The sequence below is a fragment of the Bradyrhizobium sp. CCBAU 53421 genome, assembly GCF_015291625.1.
In the GTDB taxonomy this organism is placed as follows: Bacteria; Pseudomonadota; Alphaproteobacteria; order Rhizobiales; family Xanthobacteraceae; genus Bradyrhizobium.
This window is the reverse complement of sequence record NZ_CP030047.1, coordinates 3629964-3647877: the sequence shown is the minus strand read 5'-3', so window position 1 is coordinate 3647877 and position 17914 is coordinate 3629964. Positions and strand designations below refer to the sequence as shown.

Genomic DNA, 17914 nt, shown 5'->3' with positions numbered 1-17914 from the left:
CATCAGTCGAGCCACCAGAAGAAGCCTATTCGGCGTTTCGGTTCCCCGGGTCCTACGAAGACAAAATCTATTTCGATATCGGCGAGGCCCGCGCGCGACAACGTCGGCCTGTCGACAATGGTCCGCTTTTGAAGCGCGTGGAGAGCAAGCAATATCCGTCTATTGAGATCCCAGTTGTCGTAGCCGATGCTCGGCAGTGACCTGTCGAGAGTCTGCCGCGCGTTGCCACCGAGTGGCCTAGCGTTAACCGTCGAGCGCAGTTCGGGAAGTATCAAACCAACTAGATCCCAACTCGCCTGGCTCGCCTCCTCTAGCGCGTGGACGAGGAGGTCGGATTCGATGTCGAGAACATCCTGTTCCGAGACGTCCCGCCGCAGCGAATTCCATCGCGTCGCCCAGTTTTTCGATGATCTTCCAAGCGCGAAGATGCTCCGCTCGAGATTGATCAATCGTACAATTGTCAGCACGTCGGCAAGGCCTGTTGCGTCTTTGAGCAGGTCGATATCCAAAAGCACGTCGCGGGAATTCGCGACTGGTCGACGCCACGACTGATGGAGTTCGCCCTTGCGAGCAGCGTCGATCACAAATTGTACAGTCAACGCCGGAGCCACCTTCAGCATCTCGACGGCTCCCTCGCCGAGGTCGCGGCGCACGGCGACCTCAATAATCGTTGCCATCACTTCGGAGGTTTCGCTGACAGCGAACAAGCGAGAGAGGTCTGGCCCAGCAAGATCGGCAACGGCACGCGCCGTTACCAGATCTGGACGCGCGGTCAGGATTCTCATCCGAAGAGGCGCTGTGGCGACGGAATTGACGATCTCATCGTCGGCGCGGGAAATGGTCCACTCGACGATCGGATCGCGCAATCGATCGAGCCGATTGCCATCCGCCGTGGCGAAGTTGACGACCTCCACCACTTCGGCAGCCGAAAGCCGTCCGAAGCGTTGCGCCATTTCGGAGACGTCGACCGCGGAATCCGCACCCTTCATATCGAGTAAGCGAAGCACGTCTAGGAATGATAGCGGCGGACAGATCGACAGGGAGTTCGTGTCGAACCCCAAGATGTCGTTCTTCAATATCGCTCCATCGTCCTCTTCGGGCACTTCATCGAAGACCTTGACCGCCGCCGCCATCGGAAGCGCCTGCGCCCTCTCCGAAACCAGGAAGGTCTCGACGAGCAGCCGAAACCGATCTCGCGGATTCTTCATATCGCGCCCGTAGCGCCACAGGAATCGCCGGAGAGGAGTAACCTCACCACCACTCGCATCGTCGGTGGCGGTGTCGACCCATTCGGATCTAGCAACCCTCTCGCCAGTTTCAGAAAACGCCACTTGGACATCGTACCTTGCACTGCGTCGCGGACGAGCGCCGAACTGGGCGGTTCGGAACGAAAACTCCATCCGCAAGTGGGGCCATTGCTGCGACCATACGGCGGCGATGGCCGCTTCGAGCGCCTCTGCTCCGGCGCTGGCGGTCAGAAACGTGGGTAAGTGCGAGTAGTACTGGCCGATGATCTCCGAAACCAGTTCCGTGCGGGATCCACGCTGCGACGGGGAAGTTGCCTCGATCGTCCAATCCGGCGTCAGCGGTTGCGAATAGAAACTTCGGCTGACGTGCCGCGGGTCCTGGAAGAATGAAAATAAACCCGACATGTCCGCTTGTGTGGCCAAAATCGACTCGTCCAGCAAGAGAACATGGCTCCAAACGCAACCCGGTCGCGGCATCTCCGGTGCGGCCCAAGTTCGAATAAGCGCATAACGCCGCGACTCGACGAGAGGCAAACCGGTTACATAGCTCATTGCCGGGTCTAGCTTCACGTCGCTGGCCAGGTCGCTCGCCGCGCCCAGATGATACATGTCCTGTGACGGCAAGCGGACCGTAGACGCAAGCTGTCTATGGCCTTCAGCGTAACCGAAGAGCGCGTGGTCGATCTTTCTGGGTATTCCTGTCGTCAATCGTTGCTTTCCAAACCGCTCAACCATCTCACCGGATGGGTCAGGTCATGTTCGCCCGCACCGTGGCCGACGACTCGGATTCGTTTGCTCGCCGGACGGATGGCCATGATTCGCTTGCGCTCCTCGTCGTCCCTCTCTCCCTTCTTGGGATACATACCGCCTTGCGCCGAGACGCCGTACATCCGCACCTCATCAGCGATCTCACCACCCCGTAGAAACTGGTCCAACAGCGGCATGCATTTTGCCAACCATCCTTCAGCAGACTTGTGTTTGGCTAAATCCCACGCCGAGACGATGACGGCGATCCGGAACGGCCTTCTCGCGAAAGGATCTAAACGGAGCGATTGGAGCAGATCGACCAGGCGCACCTGCACTGGGGCCTTCGCGGGCTCAAATGGAGGGTCTTCCGCCTTTAGAGGCTGCTGCCCCTCCGGAACCGTCTTAGCATCGCCTACCGCGGCTTGCGTTCCATTCTCATCCTCGTCCCCCTCTTCGTCATCGTCGTCTTCATCGAATTCCTCGTCGTCGTCGCCCAGCTTAGCCTTCACGTCCAAGATGGTGACATCGTCCATTTCATAGTTCGCGCTCACAAAAAGGAGCATGCCATCGGCTTTTTTGACAAGTTCGACAAAATCCGGATCGCAATACCGTGTCGCGAACGCCGTCTGAAGGCTCTCGCCCGCGATATCCCTGAACTCCAGGGAAAATTCGGCGCCGCTCTCCTCATGGCGAAGATTTATTCTGACATCCTCCACCTCCTCGGATTTCGTCCGTTCTAGCCGCCAGCCATCGCTCCAACGCTGCGCGATCTTCTCCAAGTATGCGAAATTGCCAGAGTGAAGTCCTTTGGCCAGTACCGTTGGGACCTCGCGGCTGTCAACCAAATGCCAAAGGGCAGCCGCAAAAGTCGATTTCCCTGCCTCGGACAATCCGAAAACCAAGTAGTTCTTGGAATCTCGCTCGTTCATGCCGTCACCATTTCGCCAGCAGACGGTCTATCTGTCTCGACGCATCGTGGACTGCTGGCTGCACCACGCTCGGAAGTGATGGGGGAGCCGTCCATCGCTCCAAAGTCTCACCTAAACCCAGATATCCGGTTTCGAGATGGGATTTTGGCAGCGCGCATACGCGATGGAAGCCGAATTCGATGCCGGTGGATTTGAACTCCTCGACGAGGCGAGCTTCGTAGTCGGCAAGGATCGTCGCGCTCTCCGCCGCCCGTTCGGGCCGGTTGGTCGCGTCGATCTTGGTCGCCAGCACTTCGATCGCGACGTCGTCGCGGAACGCACCGTTATCCCGGAGCGCGTAGATCATCTGTTTGAATTGACGGCTGTAGGCAGCGTGCCGCTCCGGATTGGTCAGCTTTGCCGCATTGAGCACGAAGCACGCCCGATCTGCCAAACGCAGTTCGGCGAGCTCCTTCACGAGTGCGGTGTCCTGCCTCGCGGCCTGGTATGCCTCTCCCGATCTATCAGAGATGATGAGATGAGACACCGCTCGCCCGGTGTTGGGCCGAAGCGCCAAGTGAAAGAAGGCTGTCGGATCGTTCCTGCTGGTCCGGGGCGTCTTCGGGGATTTGCGTTCGGAATTTAGCAGTGCCAGATGATGGCGTCTCGCGAACCCTACCAGCGTTCGACTGCTGACGAAGTCGCGATCACCGATCGGCCCTTTACAAAGAGAAGCGTAGATGGCGGCGATCAACGTGGTCTTGCCGCTGCGTGGCTCTCCGATGACGCTCACCGTTCGGATGCGATGTCCGCGGGAAAAGACCTCCAGATCTTCCATCTCCATCGTTTCGCCTGACGAGATGCCAACGGCGGGAACGGCGCGTTGTGGCTTGGGCGGTGGAGCCTCGGAAGCGACTTGAGAGGGCTGGGCCGATTTCCCAAAATGGGGACACAGTTCGACCGGATCGTGCTTGAGATCGCAGGCCCCGGTTTCTGTGACCTTGCAACCTGGGCGTTGACACAGAACTGGCACGGCGTTCATCAGACCAATCCGACGTTCGTCATGGATACCCGTTCGCGGAATGCCTGTGTGGCCAGTTCGAGATGCGTCAGCTTCTCACCGGCAGCGTCCGGAGCCATTTTTGCAAACTGGTCGGCCCAATCTCTGTCGGCGGAAGCAAGTCGCAGCGCGGTAAGCACTGGAAACACGTCGGGAGCGCGATCCAACTTAAGTCGAGCGAGTTGGGAGGCGTCGAGGCCGGCCACGGCTTCCACCAACGACGTTGTCTTTTCGCCTTCCTTGCCGAGCGATTGCTTGAGGATACCGTACGCCCCATAAGGTCCCGGCGAGAACTTGACCATGGCCCCTAGATCCACGCCCGAGACAAGGCCTACGCTCTCCCTCGAGATACTGGTCCTCGGGACGTCGAGAGCGTTGCTCCAGTCTCCCACATGCCACCAAAGCATGTCGATTTCCTCTGCAAGGCGCAAGTTATCTTGCCTCAACGCGAGATACGCGTCGCTGAGAGCGGTGATCGCCGCCTCGGAGCCGGCGCGCAAATCCTGCACCACAGTTTCGGCGAATGCTGCCGTCCGAGGTGCGTCGAAGCCATTCGCCAATTCGGTCTTCTTCGTCGAATGGTCGGCCGCTTTCGGAATAGCTATTTTTGTTGACGGTGCGGTCATCGCCGCCTTCTTGGATGACGCGGCGATCACGTCCCGAGACCGCGTCACCAGTTCGCCATTATCGAGCGCTGATCGCTTTCCTGCATAGGACGAAGCGAGGGCGAGCAGCGCGGCTGTCGTGGACGTATTACCTTGCGCCACAAAGTGACGAAGTATCAGCACCGCGATACGGCCCGCCTCAGCCGCGTCTTGGGCGACAAAAAAGTGAGGGTCGGCATCGTGCAGGGGCTTTTGGAACCATTCGGTATAGACGGCCGCTTCGTACGGGAGGCCGAATGCCAGTCTACTTAAATCGACGATCTGGCTCCAAGTAAGACCTTTCACAATCTGATCGAAGCCAGCCTTCCTCGCATCTACGATGCCGCGATCCACGGCCGGCTGCAGAAGTTTGTAGGCCTCGATGAAGTTGAATTCCGCCATTACCGTCCCCCGTCGGCCAAAATAGCATCGATCTCACGATCCAGTGCGCCCAATTGTCCGCGCTGAGCGGCGCGACGGACCGCAGCGACTGCGACTTCGTAGTCCTTCAGTTCGTTGTCGCCGGTTTCGTCGAGCTTCATTTTTGCGATCAGACGCCGTTGCTCCGGCTCCTTCAGCCGAAATATCTTGGTCGCCACCGTTCTGACGGTCACCGGCTTTGCGGGCTCGACCATCGGCAACTCCAGGGCCTGGGGTATGGCTTCCACGACTATATCCTCGTTCCCTTCGACCTTCGCCGGTTGTTTGGGGCGCTGCCATGCCGGCAGGTCGAAGAAGTTCTCCCGCACTTCGTTCTGGTGACGATCGGGTATCGCTATAAAATGATCAACCTCGTGACCTCTTACCCAGACCTTGACCACCAGTTTGCGCTGTCCGTTGACGTCGGCAGTGGATGCGTCGATCCAATTGTAGCCGGGTTTCCATCCAGGTGCATCGCGTTCGGGCTGCAGTGCGCCAGCACGAATTCGGACGAAATACTTGTTCTCCTCGACACGCTCCGTGTGTTCGTGTCCGAACAGCTGCAACTGGACCACGCCGTTCATCCGATCTTCGAACGGCCCCCTATTCTTGATCCAATTGAATGGATGGTGGCACATGACGAGATGGGCCACGTTGTCGGCGCGCGTAATCTGCGCGGCGGCAGGATCAACCAGCATCGTGTTCTCCGCATCGCTCAGATCAGAAACGAGGACCGAATTGAAGCCCCAGAGCCGCAGAAGCGACCCGTCGTTCAGTTCGACGTCGCGCGTCACGAAAGGCTTCGAGACGTTGGGGATGACCTTGCCGTCACGACCTTTGATGTTGTAGGGGCCGACCGCGCACAGCAGCTTCGCCGCAAAGTGCCGATTGTAGTTTTCCAGCGGGCTAAAGAGGATCTGAGAGGACGACGGGTCATGCAACCACGTCCTGAGCTCATCGTCGATTGCCCCCGCTTTCGTCGCACGGAGATCCCGTCGCGCCGCCTTAAAACCGGGGCCGGCCTCCGCTTTGAGATCGACATCGTGGTTCCCCGGGATGGAGAGCACATTTTCGATCGCGCATTGCGCAGCCGGGCACAGTTCCTTTTCCAACCAAGTGTAGGCGAAATCGTATTCTTCCTTCCGCCCCGCATACGCGATGTCGCCAGACAGGAGGATGATACCGGGAGGCCCGAGGCGGCCCCGCATGTACTTTACATCCTGTATAAGATCGTCCCGCAACCCGCGGTTTGGGTCGTCCGGCTCCCCTATCTCTCCGTGTTTGAAGTGGACGTCCGAAATGTGCAGCATAAGCATGTCGTTACAAGACCCTCAGGCTCTCTGGTGCGGCACGGGGAAACACGCCACCTTCACATTCGATATAAATGTTCCAGAGTCATCATGCCAGCGCGGACGTTACAGCCCCTGCGAGGGCATGCGGCAATGCAGCAAAAGCCGGCGAAGCGTAAAGCCCTAGCGGGGTTGACCTCGATTGCCACGAATCGATGTTCGCGTGAATAACTCAAGCTAGAGCACGATGGAGCGAAGCGTTGCCAAGCCAAGAGCTGGTCGACAAGGTCAGAAGCCGCCTTCCTGACGATTTTTCCAGACGCCAGCTTGACGGAGCGCTGGCGGTGCTCACTCAGGAAAACAATCCCGCGCGGGCCAACCAATCCGCAAGTTCGTTTCGCGAATTGACGGCACACGTGCTCGAACTAATGGCACCCGATGCCGACGTGATGCGTTGCCAGTGGTTCAAGCAGGATAAGAACGTTGAAGGTCCTACGCGCAGACAGCGGGCGCTGTACACTTGCCGTGGAGGGCTGACTGATGCATTCCTCAAAGGCAAGCTCGGCATCAAACCCGAAATGCTTCACTCTGCCCTGGGCCCCGCCTTCCAGGAGCTAAACAAGCGGACCCACGTCCGACCAGAGACTGAATTGAAGACAGAGGAAGAAATCGAAGAATTCGCGGAGAACGCGTTGGTCGCGCTTGACGATTTGTTCGAGACGATCGACGAGATGAAAGATCGTGTCGCCACCGCCTTATCGCGGGCGCTGAGCGGCGCCGCGACCAGCGCGTTCATCAATCAAACCATCGGTGAACTCGACGAAATCTCGGGTAGGTACGAGACCGGAGGCGTCCTGATCGACGATCCTGAGATATTGAGTGTGGAGGCGGATAGGATCCGGTGCCGCTTCACCGGATCGATCAGCGCTACGCTAATGGCCGGCGGCAAACATGACCCGGTGGATTTCAAGGAAAGCTTTCCCTTCGAATGCACGACCTCAGCGCCTGCGACGGCGCCGGAGGACTTCGATCTCGCTGACACAACTATAAAAGTCGACACTTCGTCGTGGAGGGAATGAGTCCAACGGAAATAGCGCCCAACCAGAGCAGTTGTCGCTCGCGCGCCGTCTAAGTCGTATGGGACATCATTCTCTTGACCGTCCCGAAATAGGCTAACTTAACTCGACATCATTTTTCTATTGAAAGCCGACCAGCGCTTTCAAACGCACCTAAGCGCTAACCGACCCGTTCTTATTGCGCCTCCGACTCGTTCTCACAATCCAATCGGCTGCCGCCGGGGCGACAATAGAAATCGATTCTCACCCGGCCGCAACGCCCGGTAGCAGAAAGTACAATAGGCCTACCGCCCCACTCTTAAACCGTCATCGACCCGGTCTAAGCGTGTCTGCATAGCGCCGGAAGCAATCAGTGGGGGCGGTCCGCCGCCACTACTCGTCGCGATAGACCTTCTCGCGCTTCTCGTGGCGTTCCTGCGCCTCCACCGACAGCGTCGCGATCGGGCGGGCTTCGAGCCGCTTCAGCGAGATCGGATCACCGGTCTCTTCGCAATAGCCGTAGGTGTTGTCTTCGATGCGCTGGAGCGCCGCGTCGATCTTGGAGATCAACTTGCGCTGACGGTCGCGGGCACGGAGTTCGATCGCGCGGTCGGTTTCCGAGGAAGCTCGGTCCGCGAGGTCGGGGTGGTTGACGTTCTCTTCCTGCAACGTCTGCAGCGTGACCTTCGATTCGCGGAGGATCTCATCCTTCCAGGCCAGCAGCTTGGCGCGGAAATAGTCGCGCTGCCGCTCGTTCATGAAAGGCTCTTTTTCAGTCGGCCGGTAGTTCTTCAGCTTTTCCAAAGGCAGCCATGTCCCTGTCAGGCGGAGGGGAACAGGACCCCTCCGCGCGGCGCCTTATATAGCCACGTCATGTGACAGACAATATCTGCCACTGCGAAAGCGGGGCTGCCCCCAAGGCCTTGCACAGGCAAACTTATCCGCCCTGCCTGGGGCCAGCCTTTCCCCTCGCCTCGCCCTCAATAACCGACCGTGAAACGCTGCCGGATATGGGCCGGGCGCTCGATTTCGTCGGCGAGTGCAACTGCGAAATCCTCGAACGAGATCGAACTTTTCCCGTCGGCTGCGGTCAGAAGCTGGTCGGTCCCGAGCCGGAACTTGCCGGTCCGCTCGCCCGCCACGAACAGCGCCGAGGGCGACAAAAAGGTCCAGTTCAGGTCGCTTTCCTGGCGCAGCAGGTCGAGGAATTCGGCCCCCTTCGAGGCCTCGGCCTTGTACTGGGCCGGGAAGTTCGGCGTGGTCACCAGGCGGACGCCCGGGGCCACTTCGAGGCTGCCGGCGCCCCCGACCACGAGATAGCGCCCGACCCCGGATCCCTTGGCCGCCCCGATCAGCTTGACCGGGTCGCTGACCGTGAAATGGACGGAACTGATTGCGGCGTCGTGGCCGGCCCACAGCGCGGTCAGGGCGGCCTGGTCGTTCACGTCCCCCTTCACGGCATTAACGTTCGGCAGGGTTGCGATCTTCTCCGGGTTGCGGGCGACGGCGGTGATGGTGTGGCCGCGGCGGGCGAGTTCCGCGGTGAGGCGCGAGCCGGCCTGGCCGGACGCGCCGGCGATGGCGATCTTCATCAAAGTCTCCGATTGGTAGTTTCCAATGGTGACTAGATAGCGAAATGGATGTAGGTGTGAAGAAGGCACTCTTGTCTCACCTGATTACGCCGGAGTAACCCGATGAAAGCCACGAGCCTCAAGCCGGACGCCTATGCCGCCAATTGCCCGACGCGCCAGATCCTCGACCGGGTCGGCGACAAATGGGCGGTGCTGATCCTGCTGCTGCTGCGCAGCGAGCCGATGCGCTTCAACCAGCTCCGCCGCGCCATCGAAGGCATCTCGCAGAAGATGCTGTCGCAGGTGTTGAAGAGCCTGGAGCGCGACGGGCTGCTGCGCCGCCGTGCGATCGCAACCGTTCCGGTCACGGTGGAGTATTCGATCACGCCGCTCGGATCGACGCTCGCCGAAGCGGTCGATCCGCTGCGCGACTGGGCCGAGCAGAATCTGAAGGAAGTGCTGGCCGCGCAGCGCCGCTACGACGCGCAGCGCAAGGCGCTGGCGGCCTGAGGCACTGCCGGATAGCAGGGCTTGAATCGCCACACAATTAATAGGCGCATCTGGAGAGATCGATGCCCGACAATCTTGGAGAGACCATAAGGGTTCTTACCGGCAGCGATCCATCGATGCGCGTGTTGATCATCAAGCGCGCAGATGGGTACTACGCAATCCGACCTGAACGCTGGTACCGCAATGAATGGAACGGCAGCATTGTAGCCGAGGGATGGATACCGACCGAGCGACAGTCGGGCCTATTTGCGACACCAGATCTTGCCGCGCACGAAGCCGCGGTCACCTTCAACTGGTTACAGTCTTAACCTGACGATCCGTATGGTTCACGACCTAATCTAATACTGTCCAGCCTTGGCAAGCTCGACTTCGACGCGCAGCTCGATCTCGCCCAGCACGGCATCGAGGCCGGGGTCGCCGGAAGATTCCTTCAGGCTTGCGGCAGCGTCGCGCAGCCGGTTCACGGTGGAGGAATCGAAATTGCCGGACAGCAGTCCGAGCTTGAGCGCGTCGAGCACGTCGAGCGCGCCCTTGCCGCGCGCCACCGAGCGCTTGCGGCGTTCGGTCGGGTCTTCGACGCCCTGCAGCGCGAGTAGCGCATCGAGGCTGGCGGCGGCCTTCGGCGCGGCGGTGGAGCGGACCTCCTCCTGCGCGGTGGTCGCATCCGGCAGCGAGAAGCCGCTCGACGAGGTGCGCCGGGTAGCGCCGGTGGACGTGCCAAGCGTGGTGCCGTTCGGTCCGTAGATGCGCATCGTCATGATCCCGCAGGCCTGAATGAAGCGAGCATCGCCGCCTTATGGTTAACGGCGCGTAAACGACCCGGCAATTTCTGCCGCCGCACGGCAGTTTCGCGCTCCCTGGCGAACCGGAACCGAACGGCAGCCCGACAATTTCGATAAATATATCAACACATTGCCCCAATGAAACGAAGTGGCACGCGGCTCGCATGGTTAATGGCGGATCGCCGTCATGGGAGTGTCGCGCTATCCGCGTTAGGTCTGAGGGGAGTTTGGGATGCCCGGCATCCGCATCGCAAATCTATTCGGGTTGGCCTGCGCCGCGCTGCTGGCGCTGGCGGCGTCCGCCATGCCCGCGGCCGCGACGTCGCGGATCAAGGATCTCGCCAACATCGAAGGCGTGCGCCAGAACCAGTTGATCGGTTACGGCCTCGTGGTCGGCCTCAACGGCACCGGCGACACGCTGAACAACATCCCCTTCACCAAGCAGTCGCTGCAGGCGATGCTCGAGCGCATGGGCGTCAACATCCGCGGCGCCACCATCCGCACCGGCAACGTCGCGGCCGTGATGGTGACCGGCAATTTGCCGGCGTTCGGAACCCAGGGCACGCGGATGGACGTCACCGTCTCCGCGCTCGGCGACGCCAAGGACCTGCGCGGCGGCACCCTGCTCGTCACCCCCCTGCTCGGCGCCGACGGCAACGTCTACGCAGTGGCGCAGGGATCCGTGGCAGTCGCCGGCTTCGCGGCCGAAGGGGCCGCCGCCAGCGTCGTGCGCGGCGTGCCGACGGTCGGCCGGATCGCCAACGGCGCCATCATCGAGCGTGAGATCGAGTTCGCGCTCAACCGCCTGCCCAACGTGCGCCTCGCGCTGCGCAACGCCGACTTCACGACAGCGAAACGGATTGCCGCAGCGGTCAACGACTATCTCGGCGTCAAGACTGCCGAGCCGATCGATCCGTCCACGGTGCAGCTCTCGGTCCCGTCGGAGTTCAAGGGCAACGTCGTCGCCTTCCTGACCGAGATCGAGCAGTTGCAGGTCGATCCCGACCTCACCGCGAAGATTGTGATCGACGAGCGCTCCGGCATCATCGTGATGGGCCGCGACGTGCGCGTCGCGACCGTCGCAGTGGCACAGGGCAATCTCACCGTCACGATCTCGGAAGCCCCGCAGGTCAGCCAGCCCAATCCGCTGTCGCGCGGCCGAACGGTCGTGACCCCTCGCAGCAGCGTCGGCGTCAGCGAGGACGGCAAGAAATTTGCGCTCGTCAGAAACGGTGTCTCGCTGCAGCAGCTCGTCGACGGCCTCAACGGCCTCGGCATCGGACCGCGCGACCTGATCAGCATCCTGCAGGCAATCAAGGCCGCCGGCGCGATCGAAGCCGATATCGAGGTGATGTGATGGCGAGCCTGATCAACAGCACCACCGGCAGCATGCCGAACAAGGCGCTGATGCCGATGTTCAACGGCCGCCCCGATCCCGTGCTGCAGGATGCGATGAAGAAGGTCACGCCGCAGCAGATCACCAAGGCGAAGGCGACCGCGACCGATTTCGAATCGATGTTCCTCAATACGATGTTCTCGCAGATGACCACCGGCCTGAAGGGCGAAGGTCCCTACGGCGATACGGTCGGCACCGGCGCGTGGCGCTCGATGCTGACCGACGAATATTCGAAGAATTTCGCCAAGGCCGGCGGCGTCGGCATTTCCAACGAAGTATTCCGCTCGCTGATCCTGCAGCAGGCGAACAAGAGCTAATTCGGATTCAAGGAGCAGTGCGATGAACCAGCGTCCACAGCAGCATCGGCCAGCCGCCCCCGCCGCACGGCCCGCGACGTCGACGCCCCCCGACGTCGCACGTCTCGCCAACGAGCTGACTGAAGTGATGAGCGCGCTGCTCGTCGTCGTCGAACAGGAGACCGAGTTCGTCCGCGCCGGCAAGATCCGCGAGGGCATGCGGCTGGAGGCGCAGAAGTCGGAGCTGTCGCGGCGCTACATGCTCGCGGTGGAGCACCTCAAATCGATGCAGAAGATGCTGACGCAGACCGATCCCGAACTGCTCGCGACGCTGCGGCGTCATCACGAGACGTTCCGCGCGATGCTGCAGGTCAACCTGACGGTGCTTGCGACCGCACATGCCGTGTCCGAGGGCATCGTGCGCGGCGTCAATGCCGAGGTGCAGCGCCGCAACATCCCGAACACCTATACCGCGAACGGACAGCGCGCGACGCCGGGCCCGCGCAACATGACGCCGATCGCGGTCAGCCGCACGCTCTGACCCGCGCAACGCCGACAATTTAGCTCAATTCGACGCAGCTCCGGCAGCGCGGCATTCAGCGTGTTCCCTAACAGCCTGTTGAGAGGTTCCCCGTAGAGTTGCGGATCGTGAGGGGTTGGGATTTGACTCAAGCGAACTAGTGCCTGTGCACTACGAGGCTGCCATGAGTACAGATTTCAACATCAAGCCGGTGGGGGCACCGGTCGCAGCGCCGATGATCACTCCCGTGAGCGATACGGCGCAGAAGGCGGTGAAGACCGAATTGCCCGCGAGCCAGAGCGTCACCGCTCCGGAGCCGAGCGTGCGCGTCACGATCGACCCCAACGTCGTCAACGCATCGATTTCAAATCAGGCGCCGTCGGTCACCGACCAGGTCATCATCGACCGCGACGCGCGCGCCGTGGTCTATCAGGTGGTCGACAATCGCACCAATCTCGTGGTGAGGCAGTTTCCGGAAGAAGCCGTATTGCGCCGACGCGCCTATTTCCACGCGCTCGATCTCAGCAAGGACGCGCCGACGCGGGCGCGTGCAACCGACCGCCGCGCCTAGCGCAATCGAGCGGGCCCTCACTTCTGAGTCGCGTAGGCCTTGTCGAGATAGGTCGATCCGGTGGCCGGATCGGTGACGACATTGGCGATCAGTGCGGTGCCCTGCTGGACCAGCGAGAACTTGGTATCGCCGACCCGGAACGCACCGTCCTTGATCAAGACGTCCTGATACTTATTGGTGCCGTCGCTCTGATAATGGACCTTGGCGCGGAAGCCGTCGACGTTCGACACCGAGATGTTGAACGACTTGTTGTTGGCGTACTTGCCGCTCCAGCTGCCCTCATAGAGCTTCGGATCGACCGCCACATAGGGCGTCTTCGACGGAACCGTCAGGCCGGCAGCCTTGTAGTTGGCCGACAGGATGCTCAATACGTCGGCCATGCCGATGGCTCCGTCGTGAACCGGCCGATCAGCCGCGGCCCGAAAGGCCGGCAGCGATGTTGCAATTGATGTCGATCAGCGACTTCAGCTTGGCCGGGTCCGGATTCATCTGGATGTCGATGGTCTGCTTCATCACGAACACGCTGATGTTGGCGATGTTCTGACGCACCTCGAGCGGCTGCGGATTGTCGGCGCCCTCTGCCGCACTGAGGAAGATCGACCAGAGGCGGCGGTTGAACAGCAATGCGTGATCGAGCGCCTTGTCGAGGCCGTTCCAGTTCGCCTGGACTTCCTGCAGCTGCCGCGCGGCCTTCAACAGCGCCTGCGCTTCGATTTCACGTGGGGAGGCCGTCGTCGTTGACGTACGGGCGTAGGCCTGGGCTGCATTCGACATTAATGACCTCGATGGGATGCGGATTTCTGGAGCCGCGAAGACGCAATTCTAGCGCCCGATATTTATGCATCCGCCGCCTTTAAATATGGTTAGCAGACGTTACGAAATGCGCCGTTCTGACGGCATAGCAAGATACCGTAATATCCCGGAGACAAAGAAAAAACGGCGGGGTTTCCCCCGCCGTTCCTGGAGTGCTGTTCGGCGCGCTTAGCGGAGCAGCTGCAGCACGCTCTGCTGGCTCTGGTTGGCGAGCGCGAGCGCAGAGACTGCGATCGACTGGCGGGTCGACAGCGCCTGGCTGTTGGCCGCTTCCTCGTTGGTGTCGGCCAGCGTCAGGTTGGACGAACCGGTCTGCAGCACGTTGATCAGGTTCTTCGAGAAGTCCTGACGGATCTGCACGATCGAGAGGTTGGAGCCCAGCGTCGAGGCTTCGCTGCGGAGCGAGGAGCTCGCCGAGCTCAGCGACGCGATCACGCTGTTCGCCGAGTTGTTGTCGAGGAAGTCGGTGCCGGCGGCCAGCGATTTCAGGCCGAGGCCGGCGGCATCGAACTTGACGCCGGTGATGCTCAGCGTCGACTTGCCGGTCTCGTTGAAGGTCAGCTTCAGGCTGTCGCCGCTCAACAGGTTGATGCCGTTGAACGAGGCGTCCTGCGCCGTGGTCGTGATCTGCGAGATTGTGTTGTTGTACTGCGTCACCAACGCCGCACGCGCCGACTGCGAGGCCGAATCGGCAACCGGAGCCGTGCCGGCAGCGCTGAACGTCGCGGTGCCGCCGCCGGTGTTGGTGAAGGTCACCGCACCGATCGTCGAGGACGCCGCGTCATTGGTCGTGGTGATGACGAGCTTGTTGGAGCTGTCGAGGCTCGCCGTCAGATTGCTGGCCGACAGCGCGGTGTTCAGCTGCGCCAGCGAGCTGCTGGCCCCGAAGGTGAAGCTGAAGGCGGGCTGGCCGGCAGAAGCTGCAATGGCCAGTACGTCGCCGCTCTTGATCGTGGTGCCGTCGACGAGGTTGGCGGACGTGCCACCGAGCGCCGCGGTGGAGGTGACCTGCGACCTCGTGGTGTAGCCGGTCGGGCTCTGCAGCACCTGGTTGGCGATCGACTTCGCGGTATCGACCAGCTTCTGCAGCGAGGTGATGCCGGTGTTGGCCGCCTGCAGCACCTGCACACCGTTGCCGATGCCATCGAGCAGGTTGTTGATGTCGCTGGCGCGGTTGTCGAGCGACTGTGCGGTGAAGAAGTTGGTCGGGTTGTCGAGCGCCGTGTTGACCTTCTTGCCGGTGGCAAGGCGGTTCTGCGTAGTGGAGAGCAGATCGGCGGTGGACTGGAGGGAGAGGAGGTTCTGGCGAACGGAGGAGGAGAGAATGATACCGGACATTTTCATACCTTTCTGGTGTGAAACTGAGGACAAAACCGCGCCAGTCCTTTCTGACCGCGCGGATGGCCAATCCTGCGTTCGAGCCCGCGAAGGAAAAAGAAATCTCCAGGGCGGCGTTTGATTCAAATGCCGAAGAATAAAATTGTCGCCACTGGGCGAAGTTCGCCGTGAAAACTACTGAGGCGATTGCCGATTCCGGCCGAATGCCTGCGCTCACGTCCGGCCGCTGTTCACCAAGCGTTAACCATCATGGGAAAGGATCGCTGTCGCATCGGCCCCGGGCCGCAACGGCGGCTGCTAAGCAGTTGCCGAACTCAACTTCGTTCGCTGCAACGATATCGCGCGACTGCCCGGCAAAGGAGAACGGTCATGGCCCTGAAGGTCGAACTCAAACCGAACGAGCGCATCATCGTCGGCAATTGCGTGATCACCAACACCGATCAGCGCGCCCGCCTCCTGATCGACGGCGACCGTATCCCGATCCTGCGCGAGAAGGATATCCTGACGCCGGAGACCGCCGATACGCCGGCGAAACTGATCTATCTCGCGGTGCAGCTGATGTATCTGTCGCCGGACCCGATGGCGCACCACCCAACCTATTTCAGCCTGGTGCGCGACATCATCACCGCTATGCCAAGCGCCTGGCCGTTCATCGAAAGCGTCAACAACTTCATCCTCAACGGCGATCTCTATCACGCGTTGAAGGAATCCAAGAAGCTGATCGCGCACGAGGAGAAGCTGCTGGAAAGCGCGCGCGCCAATCAGGACGACGCCCGCAAGAGCGCCTAGATGCCTCTCGCCGCAACAAGAAGGCCTCCGCGAGGAGGCCTTTTTTGCTGGCTGGAGATGAGGGGGCGTGATCAGCTGATCGGCAGATATTTCAACAGCGTGGTCTGATACAGCATCGACGTGGTCTGGTACGACGCCTGCAGGCTGGTCTGCAGCGCCAGGATCTTGGTCGCGACCTCGTCCTGATTGACGCCCTCGACCGAGTCGAGCATCGTCTCCGCCATGCCCTTGAGCTGGGTCTGACGATCAGTGGCCGCCTTGGTCGCCGTCTGCGCGCCGGCAAACTCGGCCTGCACGTCCTGGATCTGCTGCTGGCCGTTCTGCGGCGCGAGGTTCGCGCTGACGCGTTGGGCGAGCGCCGTCACCTGCGCGCTGGCATTCGGATTGCTGGCATTGGTGGTCACCGCCGCATACACCGCGACGTTCTGCAGCAGGTAGCGGAACGCCTGCTCGTTGGCGCGCGCGCCATACTGCACGGTGATCGACTGATCGACCTGCGCGACGGCGGTGCCGCGCGCCGATCCCGGGCCGTTCTCGCCGGTGTACCAGTACACCGTGTTGGCAGGCGTGCCGGCGACCAGGCTGGTCGCGGTGTCGAACGGCGGTCCCCCTACCCTGAGCGGCGCCGGGGCAGCGGTGGTGTTGTTGGCGATGCCAAGCGCGCCGAGTGCTGCCGTGTTGGAGCTCGAGATCGAGAGGCTCGCGCCATCGGCGCCATGCAGCGCGATCGCACCATTGCTGATGGTCGACGGGTTCTTGGTGCCGCTGATCTGGTCGATCTTCGCCATCAGCGTCTGCACGCTGTCGGTGATGTTGACTTGGTTGCCGGTGGCGCCCGAGGCCACGAAGGTGATCGGGGTGCCGTTCACCGTGATGGTGTCGCCGGCCGCAAAGCTCGTCGACAGCGAGTTGGTGCCGGCTGTTCCCGAAAGGGCCGTGGCGCCTGAGATCGGCGCCGGCGGCGTGTTCTGGTTGTTGACGGCGGCGCCCGCGACGGTCGCGACCGGATTGAAGAAGTTGTTGGATGCCGCGACCGCCGAGGCCGCCACCAGCGACGTGTCGCTCAGCGTCTTGATGGACGTGGTCAGCGTCGACTGCAGGTTGGCCGTCGTCGCCGTGGTGTCGGCGCCGATCAGGAACGACCCGGCCGGCGGCGGATTCGTCGTCGTCGCCGTCAGCTCGATCGAATCCGTGGTGCCGTCGGGCAGCGTGAAGTTGAACTTGATCTTGTCGCCGTCCTTCGGATTGACCGCGCCGAGATCGACCGAGGTCGACTTCGGCGTGCCGCTCGGCTGGGTCACGGTGGCGCCGGTCAATGACGACTGCACCGACAGCAGCTTCAGCCCGAACGGAGAGCCGTCCTCGGCGACGCTGGTCACCGTCGTGGTCGCCGGCGGCGAAGAGACGCTCAGGCGTCCCATCAAATTGGTGCCCTGATCGGCCTGCTTGCGCTCATTGATGAGCTGGGTGAGGCCGGCCTGGGTTGCAGTGCCCTTCAACATCGTGTCGGCGGACACCGTGGCCGGCGTATCCATGGCACGGCCGGAGAACAGATAGCGGTCGCCCGACTGGCTGTTCAGCATCGCAACCGCGTTGGCGAAGGCGGCTTGCGCGGTGATCTGGCCCGAGGTCTGGCCGCTGTCGTTGAGCGTCAGCGTTGCCGTCGTCGAGGCGTTCTTCACCTGGGTGCCGACGTCCGACAGCCCCTGCAGGGTGAGGTTGGCGACGCTCAGGCGGGTGTTGAGGTTGGTAGCCGTGTCGGCGAATGCGTTGATGCCGCTGATCTGCGCACGCAGGCTGAGCGCGAAGCCGCGATCGAGCCCCTGCCCCGCATAGGTCGTCGATACCTTGCCCGTCGCAAGCTGCGTCGTCAGGTCGTTTAGCTGACTGCGCAGGTTGAGGATCGTGGTGCCGATATAGGAAGTTCTGCCGCTTACGCCGTCGATCGACATGTTACC

General features: G+C 61.5%; 20 protein-coding genes. 8 read left to right on the top strand and 12 right to left on the bottom strand.

Going from position 1 to position 17914, the window contains the following annotated elements; genetic code table 11:
• Positions 1-2 precede the first annotated feature (2 nt).
• From XH92_RS17205 to XH92_RS17185, 5 genes are read right to left on the bottom strand one after another with little or no spacing between them, the layout of a single operon-like run.
• Positions 3-1955, bottom strand: coding sequence for a hypothetical protein (locus tag XH92_RS17205; protein WP_194460258.1), 1953 nt, complete (start codon positions 1953-1955; stop codon positions 3-5).
• On the bottom strand, positions 1952-2923 hold the full coding sequence (locus tag XH92_RS17200; RefSeq protein WP_194460257.1) for a hypothetical protein: 972 nt from the start codon (positions 2921-2923) through the stop codon (positions 1952-1954). The genes XH92_RS17205 and XH92_RS17200 overlap by 4 nt, the downstream gene beginning before the upstream one ends.
• A 4-nt stretch (positions 2924-2927) precedes the next feature.
• Positions 2928-3944: a hypothetical protein gene (locus XH92_RS17195; protein WP_194460256.1), complete on the bottom strand. Its 1017-nt coding sequence runs from the start codon at positions 3942-3944 to the stop codon at positions 2928-2930.
• The gene (locus tag XH92_RS17190; RefSeq protein WP_194460255.1) at positions 3944-5008 is read right to left on the bottom strand and encodes a GTPase-associated system all-helical protein GASH; all 1065 of its coding nucleotides are present in this window, start codon (positions 5006-5008) and stop codon (positions 3944-3946) included. The genes XH92_RS17195 and XH92_RS17190 overlap by 1 nt, the downstream gene beginning before the upstream one ends.
• Positions 5008-6336, bottom strand: a complete 1329-nt coding sequence (locus XH92_RS17185) for a metallophosphoesterase (protein ID WP_194460254.1) — start codon at positions 6334-6336, stop codon at positions 5008-5010. The genes XH92_RS17190 and XH92_RS17185 overlap by 1 nt, the downstream gene beginning before the upstream one ends.
• Positions 6337-6575: 239 nt before the next feature.
• Here XH92_RS17185 and XH92_RS17180 point away from each other — a divergent pair, with 239 nt between their 5' ends.
• Positions 6576-7394, top strand: a complete 819-nt coding sequence (locus tag XH92_RS17180; RefSeq protein ID WP_194460253.1) for a hypothetical protein — start codon at positions 6576-6578, stop codon at positions 7392-7394.
• 369 nt (positions 7395-7763) lie between these two features.
• On the opposite strand, the gene dksA is transcribed toward XH92_RS17180, so the two are convergent.
• A complete protein-coding gene (gene dksA / locus XH92_RS17175; protein WP_021077973.1) occupies positions 7764-8129 on the bottom strand; it encodes an RNA polymerase-binding protein DksA in 366 nt (121 codons plus the stop codon).
• Between the two features lie 221 nt (positions 8130-8350).
• Positions 8351-8962 carry an NAD(P)-dependent oxidoreductase gene (locus XH92_RS17170; RefSeq protein WP_194460252.1) on the bottom strand — a complete coding sequence of 204 codons (612 nt, stop codon included), beginning with the start codon at positions 8960-8962 and terminating at the stop codon, positions 8351-8353.
• Between the two features lie 102 nt (positions 8963-9064).
• Between XH92_RS17170 and XH92_RS17165 the strand changes: the two genes are divergently transcribed.
• The gene (locus XH92_RS17165; RefSeq protein ID WP_038385494.1) at positions 9065-9451 is read left to right on the top strand and encodes a helix-turn-helix domain-containing protein; all 387 of its coding nucleotides are present in this window, start codon (positions 9065-9067) and stop codon (positions 9449-9451) included.
• A 62-nt stretch (positions 9452-9513) separates the two neighbouring features.
• Positions 9514-9759, top strand: a complete 246-nt coding sequence (locus XH92_RS17160; protein ID WP_194460251.1) for a hypothetical protein — start codon at positions 9514-9516, stop codon at positions 9757-9759.
• A 30-nt stretch (positions 9760-9789) separates the two neighbouring features.
• Here XH92_RS17160 and XH92_RS17155 read toward each other — a convergent pair whose 3' ends face one another.
• Positions 9790-10203, bottom strand: a complete 414-nt coding sequence (locus XH92_RS17155; protein WP_018272569.1) for a flagellar assembly protein FliX — start codon at positions 10201-10203, stop codon at positions 9790-9792.
• Positions 10204-10465: 262 nt separating this feature from the next.
• Here XH92_RS17155 and XH92_RS17150 point away from each other — a divergent pair, with 262 nt between their 5' ends.
• The 4 genes from XH92_RS17150 (at position 10466) to XH92_RS17135 (ending at position 13016) form a co-directional block, all read left to right on the top strand.
• Positions 10466-11590 (top strand): flagellar basal body P-ring protein FlgI, encoded by a 1125-nt coding sequence (locus tag XH92_RS17150; protein ID WP_194460250.1) that lies wholly within the window; start codon positions 10466-10468, stop codon positions 11588-11590.
• Positions 11590-11946: a flagellar assembly peptidoglycan hydrolase FlgJ gene (gene flgJ, locus XH92_RS17145; protein ID WP_194460249.1), complete on the top strand. Its 357-nt coding sequence runs from the start codon at positions 11590-11592 to the stop codon at positions 11944-11946. The genes XH92_RS17150 and flgJ overlap by 1 nt, the downstream gene beginning before the upstream one ends.
• Before the next feature lie 22 nt (positions 11947-11968).
• On the top strand, positions 11969-12466 hold the full coding sequence (locus XH92_RS17140; protein WP_194460248.1) for a hypothetical protein: 498 nt from the start codon (positions 11969-11971) through the stop codon (positions 12464-12466).
• A gap of 163 nt (positions 12467-12629) precedes the next feature.
• Positions 12630-13016, top strand: a complete 387-nt coding sequence (locus XH92_RS17135; RefSeq protein WP_194460247.1) for a hypothetical protein — start codon at positions 12630-12632, stop codon at positions 13014-13016.
• Between the two features lie 17 nt (positions 13017-13033).
• On the opposite strand, the gene XH92_RS17130 is transcribed toward XH92_RS17135, so the two are convergent.
• From XH92_RS17130 to XH92_RS17120, 3 genes are all read right to left on the bottom strand, one after another.
• Positions 13034-13396: a hypothetical protein gene (locus XH92_RS17130; protein ID WP_194460246.1), complete on the bottom strand. Its 363-nt coding sequence runs from the start codon at positions 13394-13396 to the stop codon at positions 13034-13036.
• Positions 13397-13424: 28 nt separating this feature from the next.
• Positions 13425-13790, bottom strand: a complete 366-nt coding sequence (gene flaF, locus XH92_RS17125) for a flagellar biosynthesis regulator FlaF (RefSeq protein ID WP_050403500.1) — start codon at positions 13788-13790, stop codon at positions 13425-13427.
• A 207-nt stretch (positions 13791-13997) separates the two neighbouring features.
• Positions 13998-15167 carry a flagellin gene (locus XH92_RS17120; RefSeq protein WP_194460245.1) on the bottom strand — a complete coding sequence of 390 codons (1170 nt, stop codon included), beginning with the start codon at positions 15165-15167 and terminating at the stop codon, positions 13998-14000.
• Positions 15168-15536: 369 nt separating this feature from the next.
• Between XH92_RS17120 and flbT the strand changes: the two genes are divergently transcribed.
• Positions 15537-15956: a flagellar biosynthesis repressor FlbT gene (gene flbT, locus XH92_RS17115; RefSeq protein WP_194460244.1), complete on the top strand. Its 420-nt coding sequence runs from the start codon at positions 15537-15539 to the stop codon at positions 15954-15956.
• Positions 15957-16027: 71 nt separating this feature from the next.
• On the opposite strand, the gene XH92_RS17110 is transcribed toward flbT, so the two are convergent.
• The gene (locus XH92_RS17110) at positions 16028-17908 is read right to left on the bottom strand and encodes a flagellar protein (RefSeq protein WP_194460243.1); all 1881 of its coding nucleotides are present in this window, start codon (positions 17906-17908) and stop codon (positions 16028-16030) included.
• Between the last annotated feature and the right edge of the window lie 6 nt (positions 17909-17914).